Source organism: Paenibacillus sp. FSL K6-1330 (genome assembly GCF_037976825.1).
Classification (GTDB): Bacteria; Bacillota; Bacilli; order Paenibacillales; family Paenibacillaceae; genus Paenibacillus_AQ.
Genome location: NZ_CP150269.1, coordinates 1872885 through 1891876 on the forward strand (window position 1 = coordinate 1872885; position 18992 = coordinate 1891876).

The 18992-nt window shown below is 44.3% G+C and carries 32 protein-coding genes; 26 read left to right on the plus strand and 6 right to left on the minus strand.

From position 1 onward, the window contains the following. Nucleotides 1–2 precede the first annotated feature (2 nt). The 11 genes from NYE54_RS08150 to NYE54_RS08200 all read left to right on the plus strand — a co-directional run bounded on the left by NYE54_RS08150 (nucleotide 3) and on the right by NYE54_RS08200 (nucleotide 6455). Nucleotides 3–431, plus strand: a complete 429-nt coding sequence (locus NYE54_RS08150; RefSeq protein WP_339271428.1) for a hypothetical protein — start codon at nucleotides 3–5, stop codon at nucleotides 429–431. After that, on the plus strand, nucleotides 428–820 hold the full coding sequence (locus tag NYE54_RS08155; RefSeq protein WP_339271429.1) for a phage tail protein: 393 nt from the start codon (nucleotides 428–430) through the stop codon (nucleotides 818–820). The genes NYE54_RS08150 and NYE54_RS08155 overlap by 4 nt, the downstream gene beginning before the upstream one ends. Then, complete coding sequence (locus NYE54_RS08160; protein WP_339271430.1) at nucleotides 817–1110, plus strand: GPW/gp25 family protein; 294 nt, start codon at nucleotides 817–819, stop codon at nucleotides 1108–1110. The genes NYE54_RS08155 and NYE54_RS08160 overlap by 4 nt, the downstream gene beginning before the upstream one ends. Beyond that, nucleotides 1107–2240 (plus strand): baseplate J/gp47 family protein, encoded by a 1134-nt coding sequence (locus tag NYE54_RS08165; RefSeq protein WP_339271431.1) that lies wholly within the window; start codon nucleotides 1107–1109, stop codon nucleotides 2238–2240. The genes NYE54_RS08160 and NYE54_RS08165 overlap by 4 nt, the downstream gene beginning before the upstream one ends. Then, nucleotides 2209–2793, plus strand: a complete 585-nt coding sequence (locus tag NYE54_RS08170; RefSeq protein ID WP_339271433.1) for a phage tail protein I — start codon at nucleotides 2209–2211, stop codon at nucleotides 2791–2793. Before NYE54_RS08165 ends, NYE54_RS08170 begins: the two co-directional genes overlap by 32 nt. A gap of 1 nt (nucleotide 2794) precedes the next feature. Next, nucleotides 2795–4486 carry a phage tail protein gene (locus NYE54_RS08175; RefSeq protein ID WP_339271435.1) on the plus strand — a complete coding sequence of 564 codons (1692 nt, stop codon included), beginning with the start codon at nucleotides 2795–2797 and terminating at the stop codon, nucleotides 4484–4486. Between the two features lie 14 nt (nucleotides 4487–4500). Continuing rightward, on the plus strand, nucleotides 4501–4902 hold the full coding sequence (locus tag NYE54_RS08180; protein WP_339271437.1) for a hypothetical protein: 402 nt from the start codon (nucleotides 4501–4503) through the stop codon (nucleotides 4900–4902). Between the two features lie 16 nt (nucleotides 4903–4918). After that, on the plus strand, nucleotides 4919–5092 hold the full coding sequence (locus tag NYE54_RS08185; RefSeq protein WP_339271438.1) for a hypothetical protein: 174 nt from the start codon (nucleotides 4919–4921) through the stop codon (nucleotides 5090–5092). Between the two features lie 71 nt (nucleotides 5093–5163). Then, nucleotides 5164–5451 carry a hypothetical protein gene (locus NYE54_RS08190; protein ID WP_339271440.1) on the plus strand — a complete coding sequence of 96 codons (288 nt, stop codon included), beginning with the start codon at nucleotides 5164–5166 and terminating at the stop codon, nucleotides 5449–5451. Between the two features lie 13 nt (nucleotides 5452–5464). Further along, a complete protein-coding gene (locus NYE54_RS08195; RefSeq protein WP_339271442.1) occupies nucleotides 5465–5740 on the plus strand; it encodes a phage holin family protein in 276 nt (91 codons plus the stop codon). Further along, nucleotides 5733–6455 carry a glycoside hydrolase family 73 protein gene (locus NYE54_RS08200; RefSeq protein ID WP_339271444.1) on the plus strand — a complete coding sequence of 241 codons (723 nt, stop codon included), beginning with the start codon at nucleotides 5733–5735 and terminating at the stop codon, nucleotides 6453–6455. The genes NYE54_RS08195 and NYE54_RS08200 overlap by 8 nt, the downstream gene beginning before the upstream one ends. Nucleotides 6456–6497: 42 nt before the next feature. Here the strand turns inward: NYE54_RS08200 and NYE54_RS08205 are convergent, their stop codons facing one another. From NYE54_RS08205 to NYE54_RS08215, 3 genes are all read right to left on the minus strand, one after another. Continuing rightward, nucleotides 6498–6716: a DUF3006 domain-containing protein gene (locus tag NYE54_RS08205; RefSeq protein WP_339271446.1), complete on the minus strand. Its 219-nt coding sequence runs from the start codon at nucleotides 6714–6716 to the stop codon at nucleotides 6498–6500. 5 nt (nucleotides 6717–6721) lie between these two features. Then, nucleotides 6722–7597: a ComEC/Rec2 family competence protein gene (locus tag NYE54_RS08210; protein WP_339271448.1), complete on the minus strand. Its 876-nt coding sequence runs from the start codon at nucleotides 7595–7597 to the stop codon at nucleotides 6722–6724. A 112-nt stretch (nucleotides 7598–7709) separates the two neighbouring features. Further along, the gene (locus NYE54_RS08215; protein ID WP_339271449.1) at nucleotides 7710–7910 is read right to left on the minus strand and encodes a hypothetical protein; all 201 of its coding nucleotides are present in this window, start codon (nucleotides 7908–7910) and stop codon (nucleotides 7710–7712) included. 159 nt (nucleotides 7911–8069) lie between these two features. On the opposite strand from NYE54_RS08215, the gene NYE54_RS08220 reads away from it, so the two are divergent. The 4 genes from NYE54_RS08220 to NYE54_RS08235 all read left to right on the plus strand — a co-directional run bounded on the left by NYE54_RS08220 (nucleotide 8070) and on the right by NYE54_RS08235 (nucleotide 10665). Next, the gene (locus tag NYE54_RS08220; protein ID WP_339271451.1) at nucleotides 8070–9125 is read left to right on the plus strand and encodes a fibronectin type III domain-containing protein; all 1056 of its coding nucleotides are present in this window, start codon (nucleotides 8070–8072) and stop codon (nucleotides 9123–9125) included. 214 nt (nucleotides 9126–9339) lie between these two features. Further along, entirely contained in the window at nucleotides 9340–10200 is an 861-nt protein-coding gene (locus NYE54_RS08225; protein ID WP_339271452.1) for a hypothetical protein, read from the plus strand. Between the two features lie 14 nt (nucleotides 10201–10214). After that, nucleotides 10215–10364 (plus strand): hypothetical protein, encoded by a 150-nt coding sequence (locus tag NYE54_RS08230; RefSeq protein WP_339271454.1) that lies wholly within the window; start codon nucleotides 10215–10217, stop codon nucleotides 10362–10364. Between the two features lie 142 nt (nucleotides 10365–10506). Beyond that, entirely contained in the window at nucleotides 10507–10665 is a 159-nt protein-coding gene (locus NYE54_RS08235; RefSeq protein ID WP_339271456.1) for a hypothetical protein, read from the plus strand. A 23-nt stretch (nucleotides 10666–10688) separates the two neighbouring features. On the opposite strand, the gene NYE54_RS08240 is transcribed toward NYE54_RS08235, so the two are convergent. Beyond that, nucleotides 10689–10901, minus strand: coding sequence for a hypothetical protein (locus NYE54_RS08240; RefSeq protein WP_339271457.1), 213 nt, complete (start codon nucleotides 10899–10901; stop codon nucleotides 10689–10691). 114 nt (nucleotides 10902–11015) lie between these two features. Here NYE54_RS08240 and NYE54_RS08245 point away from each other — a divergent pair, with 114 nt between their 5' ends. Both NYE54_RS08245 and NYE54_RS08250 read left to right on the plus strand, forming a co-directional pair. Beyond that, entirely contained in the window at nucleotides 11016–11231 is a 216-nt protein-coding gene (locus NYE54_RS08245) for a helix-turn-helix transcriptional regulator (RefSeq protein WP_339271459.1), read from the plus strand. 91 nt (nucleotides 11232–11322) lie between these two features. Then, nucleotides 11323–11592, plus strand: coding sequence for a hypothetical protein (locus NYE54_RS08250; RefSeq protein WP_339271461.1), 270 nt, complete (start codon nucleotides 11323–11325; stop codon nucleotides 11590–11592). A gap of 5 nt (nucleotides 11593–11597) precedes the next feature. On the opposite strand, the gene NYE54_RS08255 is transcribed toward NYE54_RS08250, so the two are convergent. Next, nucleotides 11598–11801: a hypothetical protein gene (locus tag NYE54_RS08255; protein ID WP_339271463.1), complete on the minus strand. Its 204-nt coding sequence runs from the start codon at nucleotides 11799–11801 to the stop codon at nucleotides 11598–11600. Between the two features lie 124 nt (nucleotides 11802–11925). On the opposite strand from NYE54_RS08255, the gene NYE54_RS08260 reads away from it, so the two are divergent. Then, the gene (locus NYE54_RS08260) at nucleotides 11926–12492 is read left to right on the plus strand and encodes a hypothetical protein (RefSeq protein WP_339271465.1); all 567 of its coding nucleotides are present in this window, start codon (nucleotides 11926–11928) and stop codon (nucleotides 12490–12492) included. A 603-nt stretch (nucleotides 12493–13095) separates the two neighbouring features. Here NYE54_RS08260 and NYE54_RS08265 read toward each other — a convergent pair. Beyond that, nucleotides 13096–13728, minus strand: a complete 633-nt coding sequence (locus NYE54_RS08265; RefSeq protein ID WP_339271467.1) for a helix-turn-helix transcriptional regulator — start codon at nucleotides 13726–13728, stop codon at nucleotides 13096–13098. 199 nt (nucleotides 13729–13927) lie between these two features. Between NYE54_RS08265 and NYE54_RS08270 the strand changes: the two genes are divergently transcribed. The 8 genes from NYE54_RS08270 to NYE54_RS08305 all read left to right on the plus strand — a co-directional run bounded on the left by NYE54_RS08270 (nucleotide 13928) and on the right by NYE54_RS08305 (nucleotide 18931). Next, nucleotides 13928–14194, plus strand: a complete 267-nt coding sequence (locus NYE54_RS08270) for a helix-turn-helix transcriptional regulator (RefSeq protein WP_339271468.1) — start codon at nucleotides 13928–13930, stop codon at nucleotides 14192–14194. A gap of 196 nt (nucleotides 14195–14390) precedes the next feature. Beyond that, nucleotides 14391–15356, plus strand: a complete 966-nt coding sequence (locus NYE54_RS08275; RefSeq protein ID WP_339271470.1) for a DUF3102 domain-containing protein — start codon at nucleotides 14391–14393, stop codon at nucleotides 15354–15356. After that, nucleotides 15325–15720, plus strand: coding sequence for an ORF6C domain-containing protein (locus tag NYE54_RS08280; RefSeq protein WP_339271472.1), 396 nt, complete (start codon nucleotides 15325–15327; stop codon nucleotides 15718–15720). Before NYE54_RS08275 ends, NYE54_RS08280 begins: the two co-directional genes overlap by 32 nt. 55 nt (nucleotides 15721–15775) lie before the next feature. Then, a complete protein-coding gene (locus NYE54_RS08285) occupies nucleotides 15776–16018 on the plus strand; it encodes a hypothetical protein (protein WP_339271473.1) in 243 nt (80 codons plus the stop codon). Then, on the plus strand, nucleotides 16015–16176 hold the full coding sequence (locus NYE54_RS08290) for a hypothetical protein (RefSeq protein WP_339271475.1): 162 nt from the start codon (nucleotides 16015–16017) through the stop codon (nucleotides 16174–16176). Before NYE54_RS08285 ends, NYE54_RS08290 begins: the two co-directional genes overlap by 4 nt. Before the next feature lie 96 nt (nucleotides 16177–16272). Further along, a complete protein-coding gene (locus tag NYE54_RS08295) occupies nucleotides 16273–16890 on the plus strand; it encodes a BRO family protein (RefSeq protein ID WP_339271477.1) in 618 nt (205 codons plus the stop codon). 219 nt (nucleotides 16891–17109) lie between these two features. Beyond that, nucleotides 17110–18684, plus strand: coding sequence for an AAA family ATPase (locus tag NYE54_RS08300; protein WP_339271479.1), 1575 nt, complete (start codon nucleotides 17110–17112; stop codon nucleotides 18682–18684). Continuing rightward, entirely contained in the window at nucleotides 18668–18931 is a 264-nt protein-coding gene (locus NYE54_RS08305; RefSeq protein WP_339271480.1) for a hypothetical protein, read from the plus strand. The genes NYE54_RS08300 and NYE54_RS08305 overlap by 17 nt, the downstream gene beginning before the upstream one ends. The last annotated feature ends 61 nt before the right edge of the window (nucleotides 18932–18992 follow it).

Consider the following 18992-nt stretch of genomic DNA (forward strand, 5'->3'; position numbering starts at 1 on the left):
CGATGCAATGGGTGATGATCGGGACGGTTTCAAGTCTGAATTCTGAGGATATGACGGTTCGTGTTGAATGTGATGGGCTGGATACATCTTTATCAGATGAGTTGTCCATTGTCATTCCGCCGTCGCGAGCGCAGGAGTACCATATGCCCGATGTAGGGGATACAGTGCTGTGCATATACACTGAGTCGCAAGGGTTTTGTATCGGAATGATACAAGATGCGACGCCGGAAATGTCGGCGGATGAGTGGGGTATTTTGTTTGATGAAGAGAATCAGGTTGTTTTTAAGGATGGGAAAATGATGGTGAAGGCCAAGGAAGTCACCATCGAAGGAACCAAGGTATCCATTATAGCTCCTGAAGTTACAATTGGTGGTAATCTTACCGTAACCGGCACGATCAACGGCTTAACTCCGGGAAGTGGGAGCTTATGATCGGTGCATTGGGCAATGTGAATTTTTTAGTTACTGATAAAAAAATTCGTACATTTGATGATTTCCGTCGATCCTCTGCAGGTAGATGGGAAGACCATGAGGTATTGGGAAAAAAGCCGTTATCACAATGGATCGGCCCAGGACTGGATAGCATATCCTTTAAGATGCGTTTTGACGTCGCCTATGGACTTAACCCACGGGTGGAGATGGACCGCCTGGTAAAGATGGAGCGCTCTGGTAAGCCATACACTCTGACCATCGGAGACAAGGCCTTCGGAGTCTATAAATGGACCATTCGGCAGCTGGATGAGGATTTTATCACGGTTGATAACAAAGGAAGGTTGCTTGTTTCCGAAGTTACTATTGAGCTGAAGGAGTATGTAAAATGATTGTCGACTTTGCCCCAAAAACTCTGGCTGATGAGCTTAATCAAAATATTACCTGCATCATTGAGACGGTTGTAGGATCAGTGCCATTATTTCGTGATTTCGGCATTGATCAGATCGACGTTGACGCCCCAGCCAATATGGTTCAATCGCAGTTGACCAATAAGATCATCTCAGCGATCCAAGAATATGAGCCCCGTGTCGTTGTTGATTCGGTAACGTATGACATCAACGAGAACGGGGAGGTTAAACCAAACGTTATATACAGCATCGCAGAGGAGGCGATGACTTGAGTAGCATCTTTGAATCCTTGAAGGACATTGATTTTGTGGATGTGGATGCATCAGGCATTCAGAACAGCATCATAACCATTTTCGAAGGGCTTATCGGTCAAAAGCTGTTCCCAGCTGATCCGAGACGCCTTTTTTTAATGGGGCTTGCCCAGATCATTATTCAGCAACAAGCCTTGATCAATCACAATAAAAAGGTGGACTTGCTTAAGTATGCTAGTGGCGATGTATTGGAGCATATCGGAGTCATGTATGATGTGTCCAGGCTGCCGGCAGCTTCCGCGATTACAACAATACAATTTACATTATCCGTGCCACTTACATCAGCGATTATTATTCCAGCTGGCACGAGGGTAGGACCTCAAGGCGGTGGTGGTGCGATTTATTTCATGACAACGAATGTATTAGAGATACCTGCGGGCGAGGTATCAGGCGAAGTGACAGCCTCATGCTCGCTTCCTGGATCATTAGGGAATGGATTCCTCCCTGAACAGATAAACACGCCAATAGACCCCATTCCATTTGTTCAGAGCGTTGTTAATATTACTGAGAGTGCTGGAGGGGCTGAAAGGGAGTCGGACGATGCATTCCGAGAGAGGATCCGGACGGCGCCGGAAAGCTTCTCGGTCGCGGGGCCGGAGGGGGCGTATCGTTTTTGGGCAATGACCGCAAGCTCATCGATTGTTGATGTGGCGGTTACATCCCCGGCAGAATGTGAGGCTGTGGTGGTGCCATTGCTTGCAGGGGGTAAGATACCGACACAGGACATATTGGATGCTGTAGACACAGCCTTAAATGATCGCACCGTCCGACCTCTTACAGATCATGTAACCGTCCAATCTCCGACACCTATAAAATATGACATCACACTTACGTATTATGTGTCACGGGCTCGGGCAGCTGAATCAACATCTATACAAGCTGCCGTTAATGCCGCAGTAGATGCATATCGATTATGGCAAAAGTCCAAGCTCGGGAGGGATATCAATCCATCGGAGCTTATTTGGCGTGCCATGGGTGCCGGGGCGCTGCGCGTTAGTGTTGCAGCACCTGTTTTTACGGAGGTGACAAAATTGGAGATCGCTCAGGATGCCCAGGTAAATGTCACTTACGGAGGTTTGGCCGATGATTGATTTAAAAAGCATCAGTATGCTCAATATGCTTCCGGATAATCTCAAACGAGATCCTAACATTAAAGCTGCAGCGCAGGCACTGGATGATAAGCTTCGTGATTTGACAGATCAGATCGTGAAGCTACCCCGTTTATCCAGACTAGACGAGCTCAACGATGACGAGGCTGACGAATTGGCATGGCAGTTTCATGTGGACTTCTACGATCCTACCCTACCGATTGAGCAAAAACGTGAACTGGTGAAGAATGCATTTAAGTTCCACCGGCGGAAAGGTACGCCTGCGGCCATCGAGGAGCTGATCACAATTCTTTTTGGTGAGGGTAAGGTTGAGGAATGGTTCGAGTACGGCGGGCAACCGGGGCGATTCCAAGTTATAACGAACAATCCAGCGGTGACGCAGGAGCGCGCCGAAGAATTTTACCGTGCGGTGGAGTCGGTCAAGCGCCTGACAGCAAAGCTGGAACGGGTTATTTTAGCTCAATCGGAGCCTATGGGCTTATACTTTGCCGGCATACTTCGGATGGGCGAGAAAATGACAGTGAGGATGGTGTGAAATGGGCGCGTTTGGCGGACTTATTCAAACGAACAAAGGTAGGAACTTACAAGCGAAAGCAGAAGCAGGCGCATTGCTTAAATTTACGCGGATGGGGATCGGTGACGGGCAGCTCGGCGGGCAATCTATCCCCACCTTGAACAAGTTGATCAGCGAGAAGAAATCCCTTCCGATAACCCGTCTGAAGCCACAGCTTCCAGCACAGGCCATAGTCGGGGCGGTGCTGTCGAACCAAGATGTAACAACGGGTTTTTATTTCCGGGAGATCGGGATTTTTGCCCAAGATCCGGATGAAGGTGAAATCCTTTATGCTTACGGAAACGCCGGGAGTGGCGCGGAATATATTCCACCAGCTGGAACAGAGGATATCATCGAAAAGACAATCGACATGATCGTCACGTTTGGTCAGGCGCAGAATGTATCGGCTGTGATAAACAGTTCGCTGATCTTTGCCACTCCAGAAGATGTGGCCGAGGCCCTGACAGAGTCGAAAAAATATACGGATCAAAAGATTGTAGCAGCCGAAACACCATCAGGCCCGGCAACCGGAACAGTGGTCAATGGAAACACCGTATACACAGCCGCGTTATCACCAGCGCTTTCAACGTTGAAAGCTTTCCAAAGGGTTGTTATAAAGGTGAATGTTGCAAGCACTGGAGCGCCTACACTCAATCCTAATGGCTTAGGTGCAAAGTCTGTTTTGAAAGCCAGCGGAAGTGCTGCCAGCTTTAAAGCAAACGGCGTATACACGTTGGTCTATGACGGAACGGCTTTTATCTTACAGGGTGAAGGGGGGGAGGTAGGAACAGCGACAGCACCGGATGTATTGCAAGGTAAAACATTTCCGGGCGAAGATGGTCTGGTGACAGGAACAATGCCGAATTATTCGCGAGCGGTCCTCGGCCAAGATTACAGCCAAGCAGTTAGCGCTAAAGGTGACGGTGGCGGGAACATCGTATTGGAGCCTAAAACTGGTTATTACGAGCAAGGAAAGAATACAGCGGGATTCGGATCAGTCTTGGCGCTGGACCCGAATTACAAGTCTGAAAATATTAAAGCAGGAACATCGATTTTCGGCGTGTCTGGCAAGTCTACCGTTGTTGATACAGCGGATGCAGTGTTAGACCCTCAGTATCTGCTTGTTGGACAATCGGGTTATGATGACGGAGTTAAAAAAGCTGGTCAGATGCCGAACCGAAGCGCCGAGAATAACCACATGCCCGGACTTGAATCGACTGTATGGGCCGGGGATCGGTTCTTCATCCGACCGCCCCACGGTTATTTTAACGGGTCTACTTGGGTAACGGCAGCGGTGCCTGGACTAACGGCAAATAACCTGCGAGCGGGGGTTAATATTGCGGGATTGCTTGGTACGCTTGACCCTAATATGAAGATGGCCCAAGCCGGATTGGGAAACAGCTCTTACGGGTCTATAACTAACCTCCCTTTCAAGCCGATACTGCTATTGATCTCGGGGTATTACGATAATGGGTATGTTACACTTTCTGGAACCGTCGGTTCTTACTTCGATGGCTCAACAGTGCACCATATCATTAGTGCAGATGCTTGGCCGAAAGAAGGCTCGGGCACTTACTTAAGCATGAGCGAGGCCACATTTGGCAGTAACTTTGTTAACTTTGCATTATCGCAATATTCTGCCCAAGCCCGCGGGTATAAAGTATTTGGAGTATAGGAGGGGTACAATATATGAAAAAAATTGAGCCATTGGGCCGCAGATTTTTTTGGGTTAAATCTACAGGTAATATAGTTGCACAGCGATATGAAATGTCAGCGGGGATTGAATCTACGAAAGAGGAAGATTTCGAGGTTTATGTGGAGCTAAAATCATACGATCCGGAAGCTGTTGAAATGACGACATTTCAGCCAGGGCAGTATGCAGAGGACTTTGCAAAGGCGAAAAGTTGGCTGTTTGATCCAGATACAGGTCAGATTCGTTTTATCTATCCTGATCCGACCGATCCAGAGACGCCACAAGAGCCGCAGCAACCACTTACCGAACAACTAAATTCCTTAAAAACTGAAAACGAAACATTGAAGAGTAGGGTTTCGGACGTCGAGATGACGATTACCGAAATCCTATTTTCATGAGGGGAGGTGATTTGTGATGCTTAAAGATTTTCAGGTGCGTGTCGTGGCTAACGCCTGCATTACTCGCGTAAACGAGGCCGAGGGTACTATTGATCAAGTCGTATCGACTTACCCAATGCAAGCAGATGATCGTGAAAAGGTCCTGGCGTATGCATATGTTATCCGCCCGGATCTAGTACCGGCAAAATAAATATCGATGTTTCATGCCCACGGGTGGTCCGGGGGCTTTTCTTTATTCAAAGATAGATAGGGGGAAGAAGGGTGGACTGGACCGTGCTCACTGCAATCATTTCTGTCACAGCCGCCATCAGCGGTATTGTGCTTGGCTGGGTTGGCAAGACAAAGGCCTATAAGGCTGAGGTGGTACAAGAAGCCACAGCGGAAGCATCGCTTCACACTGATGTGTCTTACATCAAGCGTGGTATCGATGACATTAAGGTAGACGTCCGTATCCAAGGGCAGCGTATGGATGGGTTGACTGAACGCTTGATACGAGTCGAAGAGTCGACGAAACAAGCACACAAACGTATAGACGAACTAAAAGAATAGGAGATGAATGAATATGGATTGGAACATGATTTTTGAATTGATCGATCCGCGGCTGTTGATAGTTCTTGCTGCCTGCTGGGTAATTGGTGCGGTGTTAAAGGTTACACCAAATGTACCTGATTGGATCATTGTATATGCTGTTATCGTAGTAGGGGTGTTTCTTACGATCGGAATCCTGGGATGGAGTGTTGAGTCATTGATCCAAGGTATTCTAACCGGCGCCTTCTCAGTATTTGGGCACCAAGCCCTGAAGCAGACAGCTAAGGCTGTAGGTGGCAGCAATGAGTAATAAGCTGGCATTTGTTCAGAAAATCGCCCTCTTTGCAGTGGCTGACATGAAGAATACCTTTATTCCGGCATCGTTGATCATAGCCCAGGCCGCGCTCGAAAGCGCCTGGGGAACATCCGGATTAACGCAGAAGGGCAATAACCTCTTTGGCATCAAGGGGAAGGGTCCTGCCGGCAGCTGCACAATGCAAACAACCGAATACGTCAAAGGCAAACCGATAAAAGTAGATGCTGCATTCCGTGCCTATAACAATTGGGGGGAGTCCATCGCGGACCACACCAAGTTGATTCTGAACGGGGTCAGTTGGAATAAGAACCTGTATAAGAAGGTTATCGGAGTAGATGGTAAAACAGCGGCAAGTGAGATCCAGAAGGCGGGATACGCGACGGATCCGAAGTACGCTGATAAACTTATTTCTCTTATGGATGAATTCAATTTGTATCAATACGATACAGTAAAAGGGAATGCAGGGAAGGTGATGGATAAAAAAGAACGTGATATCAATGTGGTTAGTCCATGGGCGGCGGGAACTTGGGAAGAGATGACCAAGAACGGTTATTTTGACGGCACGATGCCGGGGGCGCCAATCACAAGAGAACAAGCGGCTGTATCTATGAATCGATTGCGTAAGAACTTTCTTAAGCTTATCGGAGGTAATACAGCACGAATCGTGGAGTTAGAAAAACAACTTCAAGCCATTGAAGCCGAGAAATAAGTGAAGACCCTACCAGCTAAGTGTTGGTAGGGTCTGTTTGTTTTAATCCTCGAAAAGCTCATTCATAAGCCCCTCGATTTCTTTTCTCCGTTTTACAGTTTCCTCTTTATCGATAGTAAAATGATTACCATCTATTTTAATCACATCCCCAACCGCAGCATTACTCGGCAGAAGATGCTTTGGATAATCCAGAGTATGACCATCCTCGACTTCAATAATTGCTAAATCGCTCTCAAATCGGTCAATGATTCCTCTTATCAACCTTATCACCTCGTTGTTTCAAATGTTATTTTTGAACCATCGCTTACAGCGGTGATCGTACCTTGAGTATCAGTCCTGTACACAGTTGCCTTAGATTTTTTCAATCGATTAATAATAGCAGGCTTTGGATGACCATATTTATTATCTTTACCTGCGCTGATAACCGCATACGTTGGCTTTACAGCATTAAGAAATTCCTGTGAAGTCGATGTGTCCGATCCGTGATGTCCTACCTTCAGTACATCGACTTTCAAAATTTCGGGGCTCTTCAACATGTCGGCCTCGCTGCGGGCTTCGGCATCCCCTGTAAATAGGAATGAAGTATTGCCGTATTGTATCCGTAGCACAGCACTCCAAGCGTTCAAGTCTTTGCTGTACTCCGCAACGGGGGCGACGAACTCCGCTGTGACCCCATCAAGCGGGAGCGCCAGCCCAGCCTTAGCAGATCTTATCTTTAACCCGCGGTTTTTTACTGCAAGCAAGAAATCTTTGTATGTATTTGTTGTGTGGCTCACTTTGGGTGCATAAACGCTCTTGGTTGGTATTGCATTGATCACCGTGTCCAGGCCCCCGATGTGGTCGGCGTCCGGGTGAGTGGCAATGATTGCATCAAGACTCTTTACACCGAGCTGCTTAAGATAATCAACCACATCTTCGCCCTTGTGATTGTCTCCACCGTCGATCAAGAGATGTTGCCCTTTAGGTGTACGTATTAGTGTGGAATCACCCTGTCCAACGTCTAGGAAAAAGACCTGCAACGAGCCTGATGCATCTTCCTCAAGGAACGGTTGGCTTGCTGCTGTTGTTGATGTTGGAAAACTTGGGGAGCAGGCAACCAGTAAAGATAAAATAAGTCCTAGTGTTATGTATAGTTTTCTCATGAGACCCTCCTTATGTATAGATTTTAACACATTAAAATCTAAACGAAGGCCCTACCAATTTAATGCCGGCAGGGTCTATTTCTCAATTGATTTTTGATACCAACACACATTGTTATTTTACAGGAAGACCAATTATTCTCATCACGTGATTTATATCATTTATCGGTACTGAGATGACCTCAGTTTGTGTATATATTTTCACTCTCTCTGGATCTATAGATTGCGTAGGCAGTCCCACTGTTATATTCCCATCTTTAGTACGAATACTTACCTGTTGTTGTTTATCTATAGCGATTTTTAGTTCTATTAGCATGTATTTCTCCTCCTTTTGAGTTGTATTTATTCAGATAGAAATAAAATAAATATATAATATATAACAACTATGTCTATTTGTGTAACTTTATGTTTAGACAATTAATTATCCCTGCGTTACTTTAAAAAGTAAATAAAGAACGCGAAGGGGATCTATTAAATGAATAAAAAAGTGCTTTCTTATCTTCTAGTGCTGTGTCTTACCCTATCTCTGTTTAGTCAGACTGTAGCTGCTTCGAGTACCGGAAAAACGGTAGATGGGATGATGGGCTTTGCTGCTCCCCAAGGCACGATTGCTACCGCTGATAGCTTTTCTGGTAATTATCGCGCTAAAAATGCAATCGACGGTGATATTACGACTAGATGGAATGCGGCACAGCCAATTGCGAAACTAGAGTTAGCGTTTCCTGAACCACTCGATATAAATTTTGTTCAATTTGCTACAAATGCAACCCCAGCAGTAGCTGTAGAATATACTATTTTTGGTAAGGCGAATGACGAATGGGTTAAAGTAGGCGGCCCTACAACGCTTAATCTTTCGGGCACTAATTCAATTAATCCACCTATCTCTATTATTAGAGGCTCTTACTCGGGACTAAAAATTGATGTTAATGGAAAGTCATCATGGGCAGCAATTAATGAACTAACTTTCGGTATTGCAGAATCCATTGATCTAACTGCTAAAGCTGGAGATGCACAAGTAGCTTTAAATTGGACTCCTACGACTTATACGGATCAATATATTATTAAATATGGTACAGAGTCGGGAAAATACACTGAGTCAATTACTGTTTCAAACATAGATAATACATACACAGTTCCTAATTTAATTAATGGAACAACGTATTACTTTCAAGTTATTTCAATTGTAAAAGGTAGAGAATTTGTTGTCTCAAATGAAGCTTCTGCAACACCAAACAAAGAAACTACTGACCCAACGGACCCGACGAACCCAACGGACCCAACAGACCCGACAGAGCCAAAAGGTGAAAGAGCTATCTTGGTAGTAACCATGGTAAATGGCTTAGAAAAGGAATATGATCTACCCATGAGCGACATTAATTCATTTATAAAGTGGTACGATAACAAAGACGCTGGTGCAGGTCCTTCGAAATTTGGAATTAATAAGTATGGCAATAATAAAGGGCCTTTTAAGTCTCGGGTTGACTATGTAATTTTTAAAAACATTCTCACTTTTCAGGTAGATGCATATTAGAAGTAATTAAAAAAAACCATCAAAATAAAGAACCTAAAATGTTTATTATGTAGGTCTGAGCTGTTTCTACACGAATATTTACAACATATCCCATATGCTTTATAATCGTCTTAATATCGACGGTAGCACCGTGATGCAATCCGATGGAATCGGTGGAGGACCTCGCTGGCTCAGGCCGGCGGGGTCCTTTTTTCATTTTTAAGGGGGAGATGGCTTGAGGTTTTCACAAAGAATAGGTGTAACTCCTGTCAAAGTAAATTTACAGATTGATTCAATGGACAGTGATCTCAGAACTGGGCTTTGGAATGTTTTCAAAATACTGTACATAGATAGTAGTTCTCCAAGTTATAACGATCAGCTTAATTTTAGTGATTTACATCGACTTTTTAGTCTACTCTGGTTAGAACATTTTAAACTACCACTTGATAGCTTACCTGTTTGGTATCATGAGGCAAGTAAACATGTAAGGGAAGGATTTTTAAAAAATTGGGCATGGTATGAGGTTTATGATTTTTTGGAGTTTGTTGTTAAAAAAGACACAACTCAATCTCGTAGGGAGTCATTAACCAACTCCTGTAATAGGATACTGGAACAAGAACTATCAGCTTATCGTTTTGTTAACCAGGAACTTGTGCAAATAACTGACAAAGTGGAGATTAAAGAAGTTGAAGAAGCAATTAACAACGCACATCCAAGGGGACTTCAGGGAGTTAATGTTCATCTTTCAACAGCTCTTCAAATGCTCGCTGATAAAAAAAATCCAGATTACAGAAATTCGATAAAAGAGTCTATTTCTGCTGTTGAGTCAATAGCGCAAGTTATATCTGGTGATCCTAAAGCCACGCTTGGAAGTGCGCTAAAATTAATCGATGAGAAGATAGGAATACATAAGGCCTTAAAGAGTGGACTCTCTTCTATATATGGATACACAAGTGACGAAGCGGGAATCCGGCATGCTATGCTTGAGGAAAGGGAGATTCATTTCGAAGATGCCAAATTTATGCTGGTTTCATGCTCGACATTTATTAATTTCCTCATCATGAAGTCAGACCGTGTGGGAATTACGCTCAAATGAGGGATGTAGGGATAATGGGACGATTTATGAAGCCGCTGGCTGCGGACATACATTTTCATACCGCCATGCTCGATCAAACACCTGTAGCCGTATTTATAGCGGACGAGCTGATCGGTTGCGGTCGGATATACGAAATTACAGATGACAGTGTCAAGGGTGGGTGATTCGCGTTATCTTCGCGCGAGTTGCACATTTAAGTATGCTGGCTAGGTGGGAATTTTTCGGTTCTTCAATGAAAGGTTTGCATTCATGAATTATAGTCGTTATATTGGAGATACAAAGAAGAGGCATAAAGGAGGGATCCTGATGTCTAAAGGCATTCAGTATCTTGATTACGCCGTACAGGGTAATGTCATTGTACCGTTGGTGTATCTGGATTCAGAGCAATTCGATACATTAATCAATGATTATGACTCGTTTAAGATGTACTTAAAGCAAGTACGGCGTAAGAAAAGAGGGGCCTAACTTCGGCCCCTCTCTCCTATTATCTATTTGCTACGTTTCTGTTGTGCCATTCGGAGGTACTGGTCATAAGCCCGTTGCTCCGAGTCCGTGAGGGCATACCGTCCAAGTATCTGTTCCTCACGACTTTTGAACTCCTCCTTGGTGATCCGTCCCAGTCCCATCTGGTCTCGGGTCACTCTTAGGAGGTGTTCTCGTTTTTGGAGCTTTTCAAAAGCATCCATTAGCATCTTGTCCATTCTTGTCTCACCTCCTTTCTAATTTAATTATACAACGAATATCGTTGAATGTCAACGAAAAACGTTGAACTTTATCCCTTAAAGTGGTATATTGATTTTGAGGTGATGTTGACCATGCTTAGACTTAAGATTAAGGAATTGCGAAATGAAATCAGTGTTCGTCAGCTTAGCGAAGAAACGGGTATCCGTTGGAACACCTTGAATGATATGGAGAAAGGGACAGCAAAACACTGGCCCCCTGAACACCTGAATACCCTAATGCGGTATTTTGGGTTAAAGAATGTATCCGAATTAATTGAATATGTAGACGAAGAAGCCACCGAGGCATAACGCTTGGTGGCTTTTTTTTGCATTGATAAAATATCGTTTGTTAAAATATAATAGAAACAAACGTTCTTGTTTTTGTTAGGAGGTAATCAACATGCTGCCGGATCCTGAGCGTAAACTGCTTCGAATTTTGATCAATTACCCGAGCCCATTACATAAAAGCCGTATGCCCTATTTTAAACGGTTAGAGATGATGACTGGACGGGGGCGTCATGATTTAATTAGAGGACTCCAGTACTTGGAGGACCAAGGATTTATAGCGTGGCCGGATAAAACGACGACAGCCGGAATTATCGTGTTGAACTATGATAACGATCCAGCTCCGGTTAAAAAGAGAAGTAGTGTTGACTACTGGACGTATTGACGATGTTATTTAAACAACTTCTTGATCAATTTGAAGATGTCGAATGTGGTTTTATTATACACTTTAGTATAAGCATACTTCTTAGGGTTTTTAAGCCATCCATATCCCCGAGGGATCTTTATTCCGGCTCTATGTACAATCTGTCTTTTGATGCTGGTACGGGCTACTATTCGTTTCTTGATACTGGGTTTACGCATTCCGATTTTCATCGTTAGCATCTCCTTATTAATTCAATTAACATAACTATACCAATCACAAAGAATATATTTCCAATTCATAATTTTGTGGTAATATTTTGGTTAAGTCTTAGAGGATAACAGGGGGATGATCAGAGTGAGATTTAAGGGTCTGTTTATTGTGGTATTGCTTTTACTAATGGCTGGGTGCAGTGGTAGTAACGGGGGATTAAAAACGAATACTCTGTCTAAGGATGATTTATGTATTGTAAAAGATGATGATAGTAAATCTAAAGTGTGCTTTGGTATGAGTCAGACTGATGCTGAGAAGATTTTAGGGACTGGGGCAAAAGACATAATGTACAAATATGATTACGGTGTATCGGTGGTGTACCGAAACGACAAAACTGTTTCTATGATAGTATTGGATACAGAGTCCAAGAACGTTTATAGTACTGTCCGTGGGATGAAAAATGGTGACTTAAAAGAAAATGTTCTAAAGTTGTATGGAGATACATACCCTATTGTTCGTGAAACTGAACCGCACTCAATTGATTATGTCTACGATATAAAGAACAAAAAATTTATTGGAGAAGTATCGTTTGGAAATATCGATTCAAAATCAAATAAAGATCATTTATTCTTGTCTGCTGTATATGACGAAAATGGTATTGTAGATCGTATTTACTTGTCTGATGTCGAAGCAATTAGAACATTTAATTAATAAACAACTTCAGACTGGGCATACACCGGGGGCCGGTGGTGAATAATACAGGACGAGAAATTAGGGATTGATTCCTGAATATGGAATGTGCTATTATGTTTGACATACCATACATTATTAATTTTATCTATCCCCTAGCCTGGGCTGAAGGGGAATTCTAAGTTGATTTACTTTTCACCGCTGAACTATGTTCGAGCTGGTGAGCGGGTAATAAACAATCCGATTGATTATAGCTTATGACGTAATAGCCGCTATGATCTGAGTATTTAGATTGATTAGGTATTTAAAAAAAACTTCATTCTTGTCTTACAACGTGTCTTACAGGTTGTATTACAGAAGTTTTTGACCTAATTGATTTACTGACAACTCAGTTCATGGCGGCTTTTTTGCGTTCTGAAAATTTGAGAGGAGGTGTTGCCTGGATTATTTGAGGATGTAAAGATCAGTGATGCGACTTACATACTGGCGTGAAAACACCGGATTGCGTCAATACATTTTCGTTTACTAACTAGGAGGAATGGCTTATTCGAAAACTAAAGAACGATGCTGAAACTACAAAAGAAATTGAATTTTTGATATTAAGACAGCTATTGGTACAAGAACTCACTGATTTTTTGAATTCAGCTGTCGATCCACTCGAAGATATGCAATTACCTTCGTTTTTTCCTCGTCAGTTATCTCCTGACCATCAAGAGTAAGTGTAAGGGTATGAAAGTACTTTTCCTCAGTAAGCTCAACCTTTATTCGAGGCTCTGGATCATTCTTTGGTTCAGAGCTTTTTTTAAGTTTATTGTCCCCATATTTATTCATAAGAAGTGCTGCAAATTGCAAGTATGCTCGGGTGTCGTCATATGTAAAATCGTTAAATTCATCGTCTTCAACTACCATTTCGGGGACGTTGGATTTGACAAAAGCCTCGTTAAAGATCGGCACAATCGTCTTAAGTATCCCTTGTACGTCGTCGTTATCCTTCAACAAGGGTCTGAATTTTGGAGGCAACTCGTTCAGAAACTCGTCTAAGTAACCTGCCAGCATTAATCCCTCCGCATCCCCTCCGGTAATTTCGGCTAACGCCCTTGATATTTCATCGGAAGGTGCTTTAACGTCATTGTTTTTTAATTTCGATATGTATGATCTATCGATACTAATCCCTGCTTTTTTAGCCCGCCTAGATATCTCCCCCAAACTTAATCCGCTTTTTTCTATGTATTGACTCAACAAATTGGCATATTTCACAGCCTTAGTCACTCCTCATATCGATTCTGTTCTCAATATTAACATAATGGTGAATTATTATTCAACACTTTTTAGGGTAGTGAATGATTTATTCATTGACACTGGCTTGTCCATGTTGATAATATTTAGACACAAACAGTCGTGAATAAACTATTCACTATTGAATGTTATGTTCACTATATGGAATGAGGTGATAAAAATGAAGTACTCGGATTACTTGAAGAAGGGTATCGAAGAAGCAGACCTGTCACTCGCTCAGATATGTAGAAGGGTTCTAGCTAAAGGGGGAGGTGTTAATAAAAGCTATTTAAGTAAGCTACAAAGAGGGGCCACCCCTCCGGCCAGAGATAAACTAAACGAAGTCTTAGCCGAGGTTCTTGGATTAGATCCTTTAGAGCTTAAAACAGCAGCTTATATCGAGAAATTACCGCCCGAGGTTGTAGAAAGAATTAAACGGATGGCTTGAGCAAAGGAGGATAAATTCATGGAAAATGCAGATTTGAAGGAACAGTTACAAGACCATATGGAGCAAGTTATTAGATCGATGTTCAAACGACCTCAAATCCATCAGACAACTGGGAATGGACCTGCCTCTGCAATCACAGCAATAAAGAACTATATAAGTTCACATAAAATCATTTCAAATACGGAGGATGGTGAGCATGAACGAACTTGCATTGTCATCGGACCTACAAGTTATCACAGCCGAGATCAACAGCTACAAACAGATAGCCGGACAGTCGGTGTTTGAGATCGGGAAGCGGCTCAAGCACGTGAAAGAAAACGATATGGCACATGGGCAATTCGGAGAATGGCTGGAGAGCATTGAATTTAATCACAGCACTGCAAACAAGATGATGAAGGCTTATGAAGAGTTTGGAAACTCGGAATCGATTCCGAATTTAGGAACCGCCAAAATATTCGAACTCTTATCACTACCTGAATCTATCGATCGTTTAAATTTTCTTGAGCAGGAACATGTTATCCCGTCAACTGGTGAATCAAAAACAGCGAATGAAATGACTTCACGAGAGTTCAAAGAAGTGACCAAGGCCCTTAAAACCGCCGAGAAGTCAGCAGCAGAAGCCGAACAGCGTGCCCAACAAGCGGAGGCAGAACGCGCTCTCGCTATCCAGCAACACACGGAACAGCAGGAGAAACTGCTTGCACAGATCGCTGATCTTAAGAAAAAGAAAGGGCGATCCCAGGAAGACGAAGCCATGCTTCAGCAGTTAAGCCAGAGCAACGTCGAGTTGACTCGGACAATCCACAGTCTTCAGGATGAACTGCTCGAACGAAATACGGCTATGGAGAAGCGAAGTCACGATCTCAGAAAGATGAAGGAAAGCTTGAGTAAAACATCGGCTTACGTAGTGGTAGACCTTTCAACGGCCCTCATGCACTTCCGCTCCATACACGACCAAAGAGAAGCTATTGAGGTTGCAGAACGGTTCTGGGCTGAGTTAGATGAAACCATTGCAAAGAAGCGGTCAGAGTGGCAGGAGTTGATGGAAAACAATATAAGCGAAAGTGAGGCGAACCGTAATGAGCGTAAAACAATTGGAACTGTTCTCGGACGACAAGCAGTCGTTATTGATGCGGATACGACACCTCGAAGCGACGATTGATAATTACCGGAACCGCATGCCGATCAGCAATCAGGAGCGTAAGGTAGTACGGAAACAAGGCAAGACGAAGGTAATCTCACTACTTGGAGAACCCCATACAGAGTCATACAAAGAAAGATACAGATTGGTGTTTTCAAATCTATACAGCGATGTAAAGGAACAATTCCATGTAAATACATTGGATGAAATTCTCGAAATCCACTTCACCAAAGCGATCCACTTTATAAATGATTGGCAGCCGAAAGAGCCTCTGAAGCTTCCACAGGCCTGCTTCCTCTGTGAAGAACGACCCGGCACACTGGACACGGGCGAAGGCTTCATATGCCAGGATTGTGCACAGATCATGGGCGAATTCGCTCATTAGAATTGATCAGCTCTTTGAAAACTGAATCAATACTAAAAAGAAAGGAATGAACTCAATGGCATTCATTATTCACCCTGTGCACCGCAGAATGACAGAGTTATCAATTATCCTTAACAATCGCAAGCTTACATCTTCTGAACAACTTGAACTCGTTCATTGCTTGAAGGTAAACGCCGATCTGGTGCAACAGACTGAAGGATACAAGGAAGCAGCCTATGCCGCTCATACCGCGGGGAACATGGACCTGGTGCAACACTTTAGTGAGAAGTTGGACGAAATGGAGGCGAAGTATTCATGACGCAGCTCAACGGAATCCCGGTGGAGGTCATTAACCACTATAACAATCTTCACAAGTTTCATGAGAGTGGCCTTGTGAATCCTGCCAAGATAGATTCTGTCCGGAGTGAAATTGCAATGATCGAGCGCGACATCCCTGGCATCAATGAATCCCAATGATCACGTTGTTAAGCTTTATCGGCTTGATCCTGATTAACGCTTTGATCGTCTGCAAGCTTTGGTTGGCAGCTGAAATGAGAGAAAGGAGAAAATCCGATGAACATCCGCACTGAGAATTGGCTTGGTCACGAAATAAGGTTTGTTGAAAAGGTGCCTGGTGAATGGTGGGCAGTTGCCAAGGATGTCGCCGTAGCTCTTGGATATAGAGATGCTTTTAATATGACACGTAATCTTGATGCAGAGGAACAAGGTACTCATAAAGTGAGTATGGATACAACTTCCAGAAAAATGACGGTCATTTCTGAAATGGGTATCTATGAAGCGATCTTCAACAGTGAACGTCCAGAGGCTAAGGATTTCAAGAAATGGGTCAAGCAAGTCATGAAGGAGATACGCAAATCAACCGGCCTCGAAGGATTTCAGATCTTCCGCATGTTGGACAAGGAGCATCAGAAAGAAGCCATGCAGCAACTGAAAGCATCGTTACGTCATCCGGTCCGTGTGGATTTCATCAAGGCAAACACCATTGCAAACAAAGCAGTTTCGAACCGGTTCGGACACCCCAAGATGCTCAAAAAGGAACAAATGACTCCTAATATGCTGGTGTTCCGTCAGGACGTACTGGAGGACACGGTGAACCTGATGGGCGTGAAAGAGAAGTTCGATCTAGATATTCCGGTTTCCACCACGATCTATAGCAAGTATCTGAATTGATCTTGAAGGGAGGTGAGCTAAGACGTGGGTGAAGTAACTGAGATGATTCTGGAAGGGCTACTGTGCCAAGTATGCGGTTCCTATATGGATGACATGGAAGAGCCGGGTTATCCGCGCACTTGCGAGGACTGCAAAAACGACTGATTTTCTCTAAGCCTATTATTTTTTTGCCAAAATAGGGGTTTTGAGCCTAAAAATCAAGCGAAAGTGAGGAAAACCATGAGTCAATTCAAGCTAATTGAGGGCAAGTGTCATAACTTTAATGCCCACCGTGATCTAAGCGTTAAGTTTGGCGACCTGACCAAGATCACGGGGGACAACGAGGAAGGAAAGTCCAGTGTTCTGGAAATTCCCACATGGACATTGTACGGCACGGACACCTTCGGGAGCAAGATGGACCCGACCCCTACGAATTACAAATACGATCATGTCATGGCTGAAACGTTGCTAGAAGTGGACGGCAAGCTGCTCAAATTCGGTCGCGGGATCGAGAAGGGGAAGGCCACCTATTACATCAACGATGTGCCAAGCAAAGCGAGCGACTTCGAGGAGATCGTTAAATCTCTGATCGATAAGGACCTGTTTCTGGCGTTGTTTAATCCCCTGTATTTCTTCTCGCTTCATTGGGAGAGACAGCGTGAATTAATGCTCCGCTACTCGACGCCGCCGACGCTTAAGGAAGTATTCGCTGAAATGAGCCGGACATCGCCGGATCAGAAGTTGAAGGACATCAAACTCAACCCTCAAGCTGAAAAGCTGGCCGAGCTGGTAAAGAAGCACACGCTGCCACAGCTTGAGGAAATCCATAAGAAGAATAAGAACGATAAGGACACCGCACATAAAAAGGCACAGGGCCGAACGGAGACGCTCGAAGAGCAGTTCCGGCAGCTACCGGATGTACCGGAAGACATTGAGGCGATCAAGGTGGAAGACGCTGAACTGGTCAAGCAGGTCAAAGCTATCCATGCCAAGATCGAGCTGGCTGACGAGCCTAAACGGAAGCAGGCAGTGCTTGAGGGGACGCTCGAAAATGTCCGGCAACAGGTTGCTGCTGCCAAGGCCCGATACATGAAGGTTCATGGTGAAGAGATCGCGGAGGAATGTTCCACTTGTAAGCGGCCATTTGACGAGACAGCCAAGCAAGCTGCTGAAGCCAATAAAGAAGAGCGGAAGAAGCCGCTGCGGGAAGAGCATGACAAACTGGTAGCCCGTCGCAAGGAGCTCGAGGAGGAACTGGCGGCTGTGGAGTTGGTGGATGTATCCGAGCTTTGGGAGCAGATGCGGGCCTTGGAGCAGCGCCGGGACGCAACAGCAGAGGTGATTGGCTGGTATAACCGTCGCCAGAGCCTGCAAGCCGATCTAGCAAAGGCTCTGGCAGACGAGGCAGCTACACTGGCGAGCCGAAACGAGTCCATCTTTATCTTGGACGCTATCAAGGCATATGAAGCTAAAGCAGCTGAGTTGCAGGCAGCCAAGGTTCAAGGTCTTTTCCAAACAATCACAATCCGATTGTTCAAACAACAAAAGAACGGCGACATCAAACCGGATTTTGTGATCGAACGATACGGTAAGGCACCGACGCAGTTCTCCCTATCAGAGGGAATTCGGGCTGGATTGGAAGCCCGGGACGTTATCAGCGAGCAGAGTGGATGGATCTCCCCTTGCTTTATTGACAACAAGGAGAGCATCACGCACTACAAGGCTCCACGAGGGCAACTGATCTTGTGCCAAGTCATTGAAGGAAAACCACTAACAATCGAATCGGAGGAATTATCCCATGAAAATCACCAATAAAAAATATGCACTTACTGCAGCACTTCAAGCGGGAGCAGCACATGAATTTGCACTGATCAAGTCCCACAGACAATTCAAGCGTGAGGCGGTGGAGAAAAAACCGTACAAGCCTGGCAGCATCGGTCCATCAGTTGTTGCAACAGCTATTAGCGAGGCGTTCCACGGGTTGATCTTAAACCGGAGTGAGCGGAAGCGACTCGCTAAGATTAACGGCACACCATTTCAAAAAATCTACGCTCAGGGGTGATCGGCATGAAAAACGGTAAGAACCCCACCCGTCGTCAAAAAGATGGCTATCAAGGACGCAG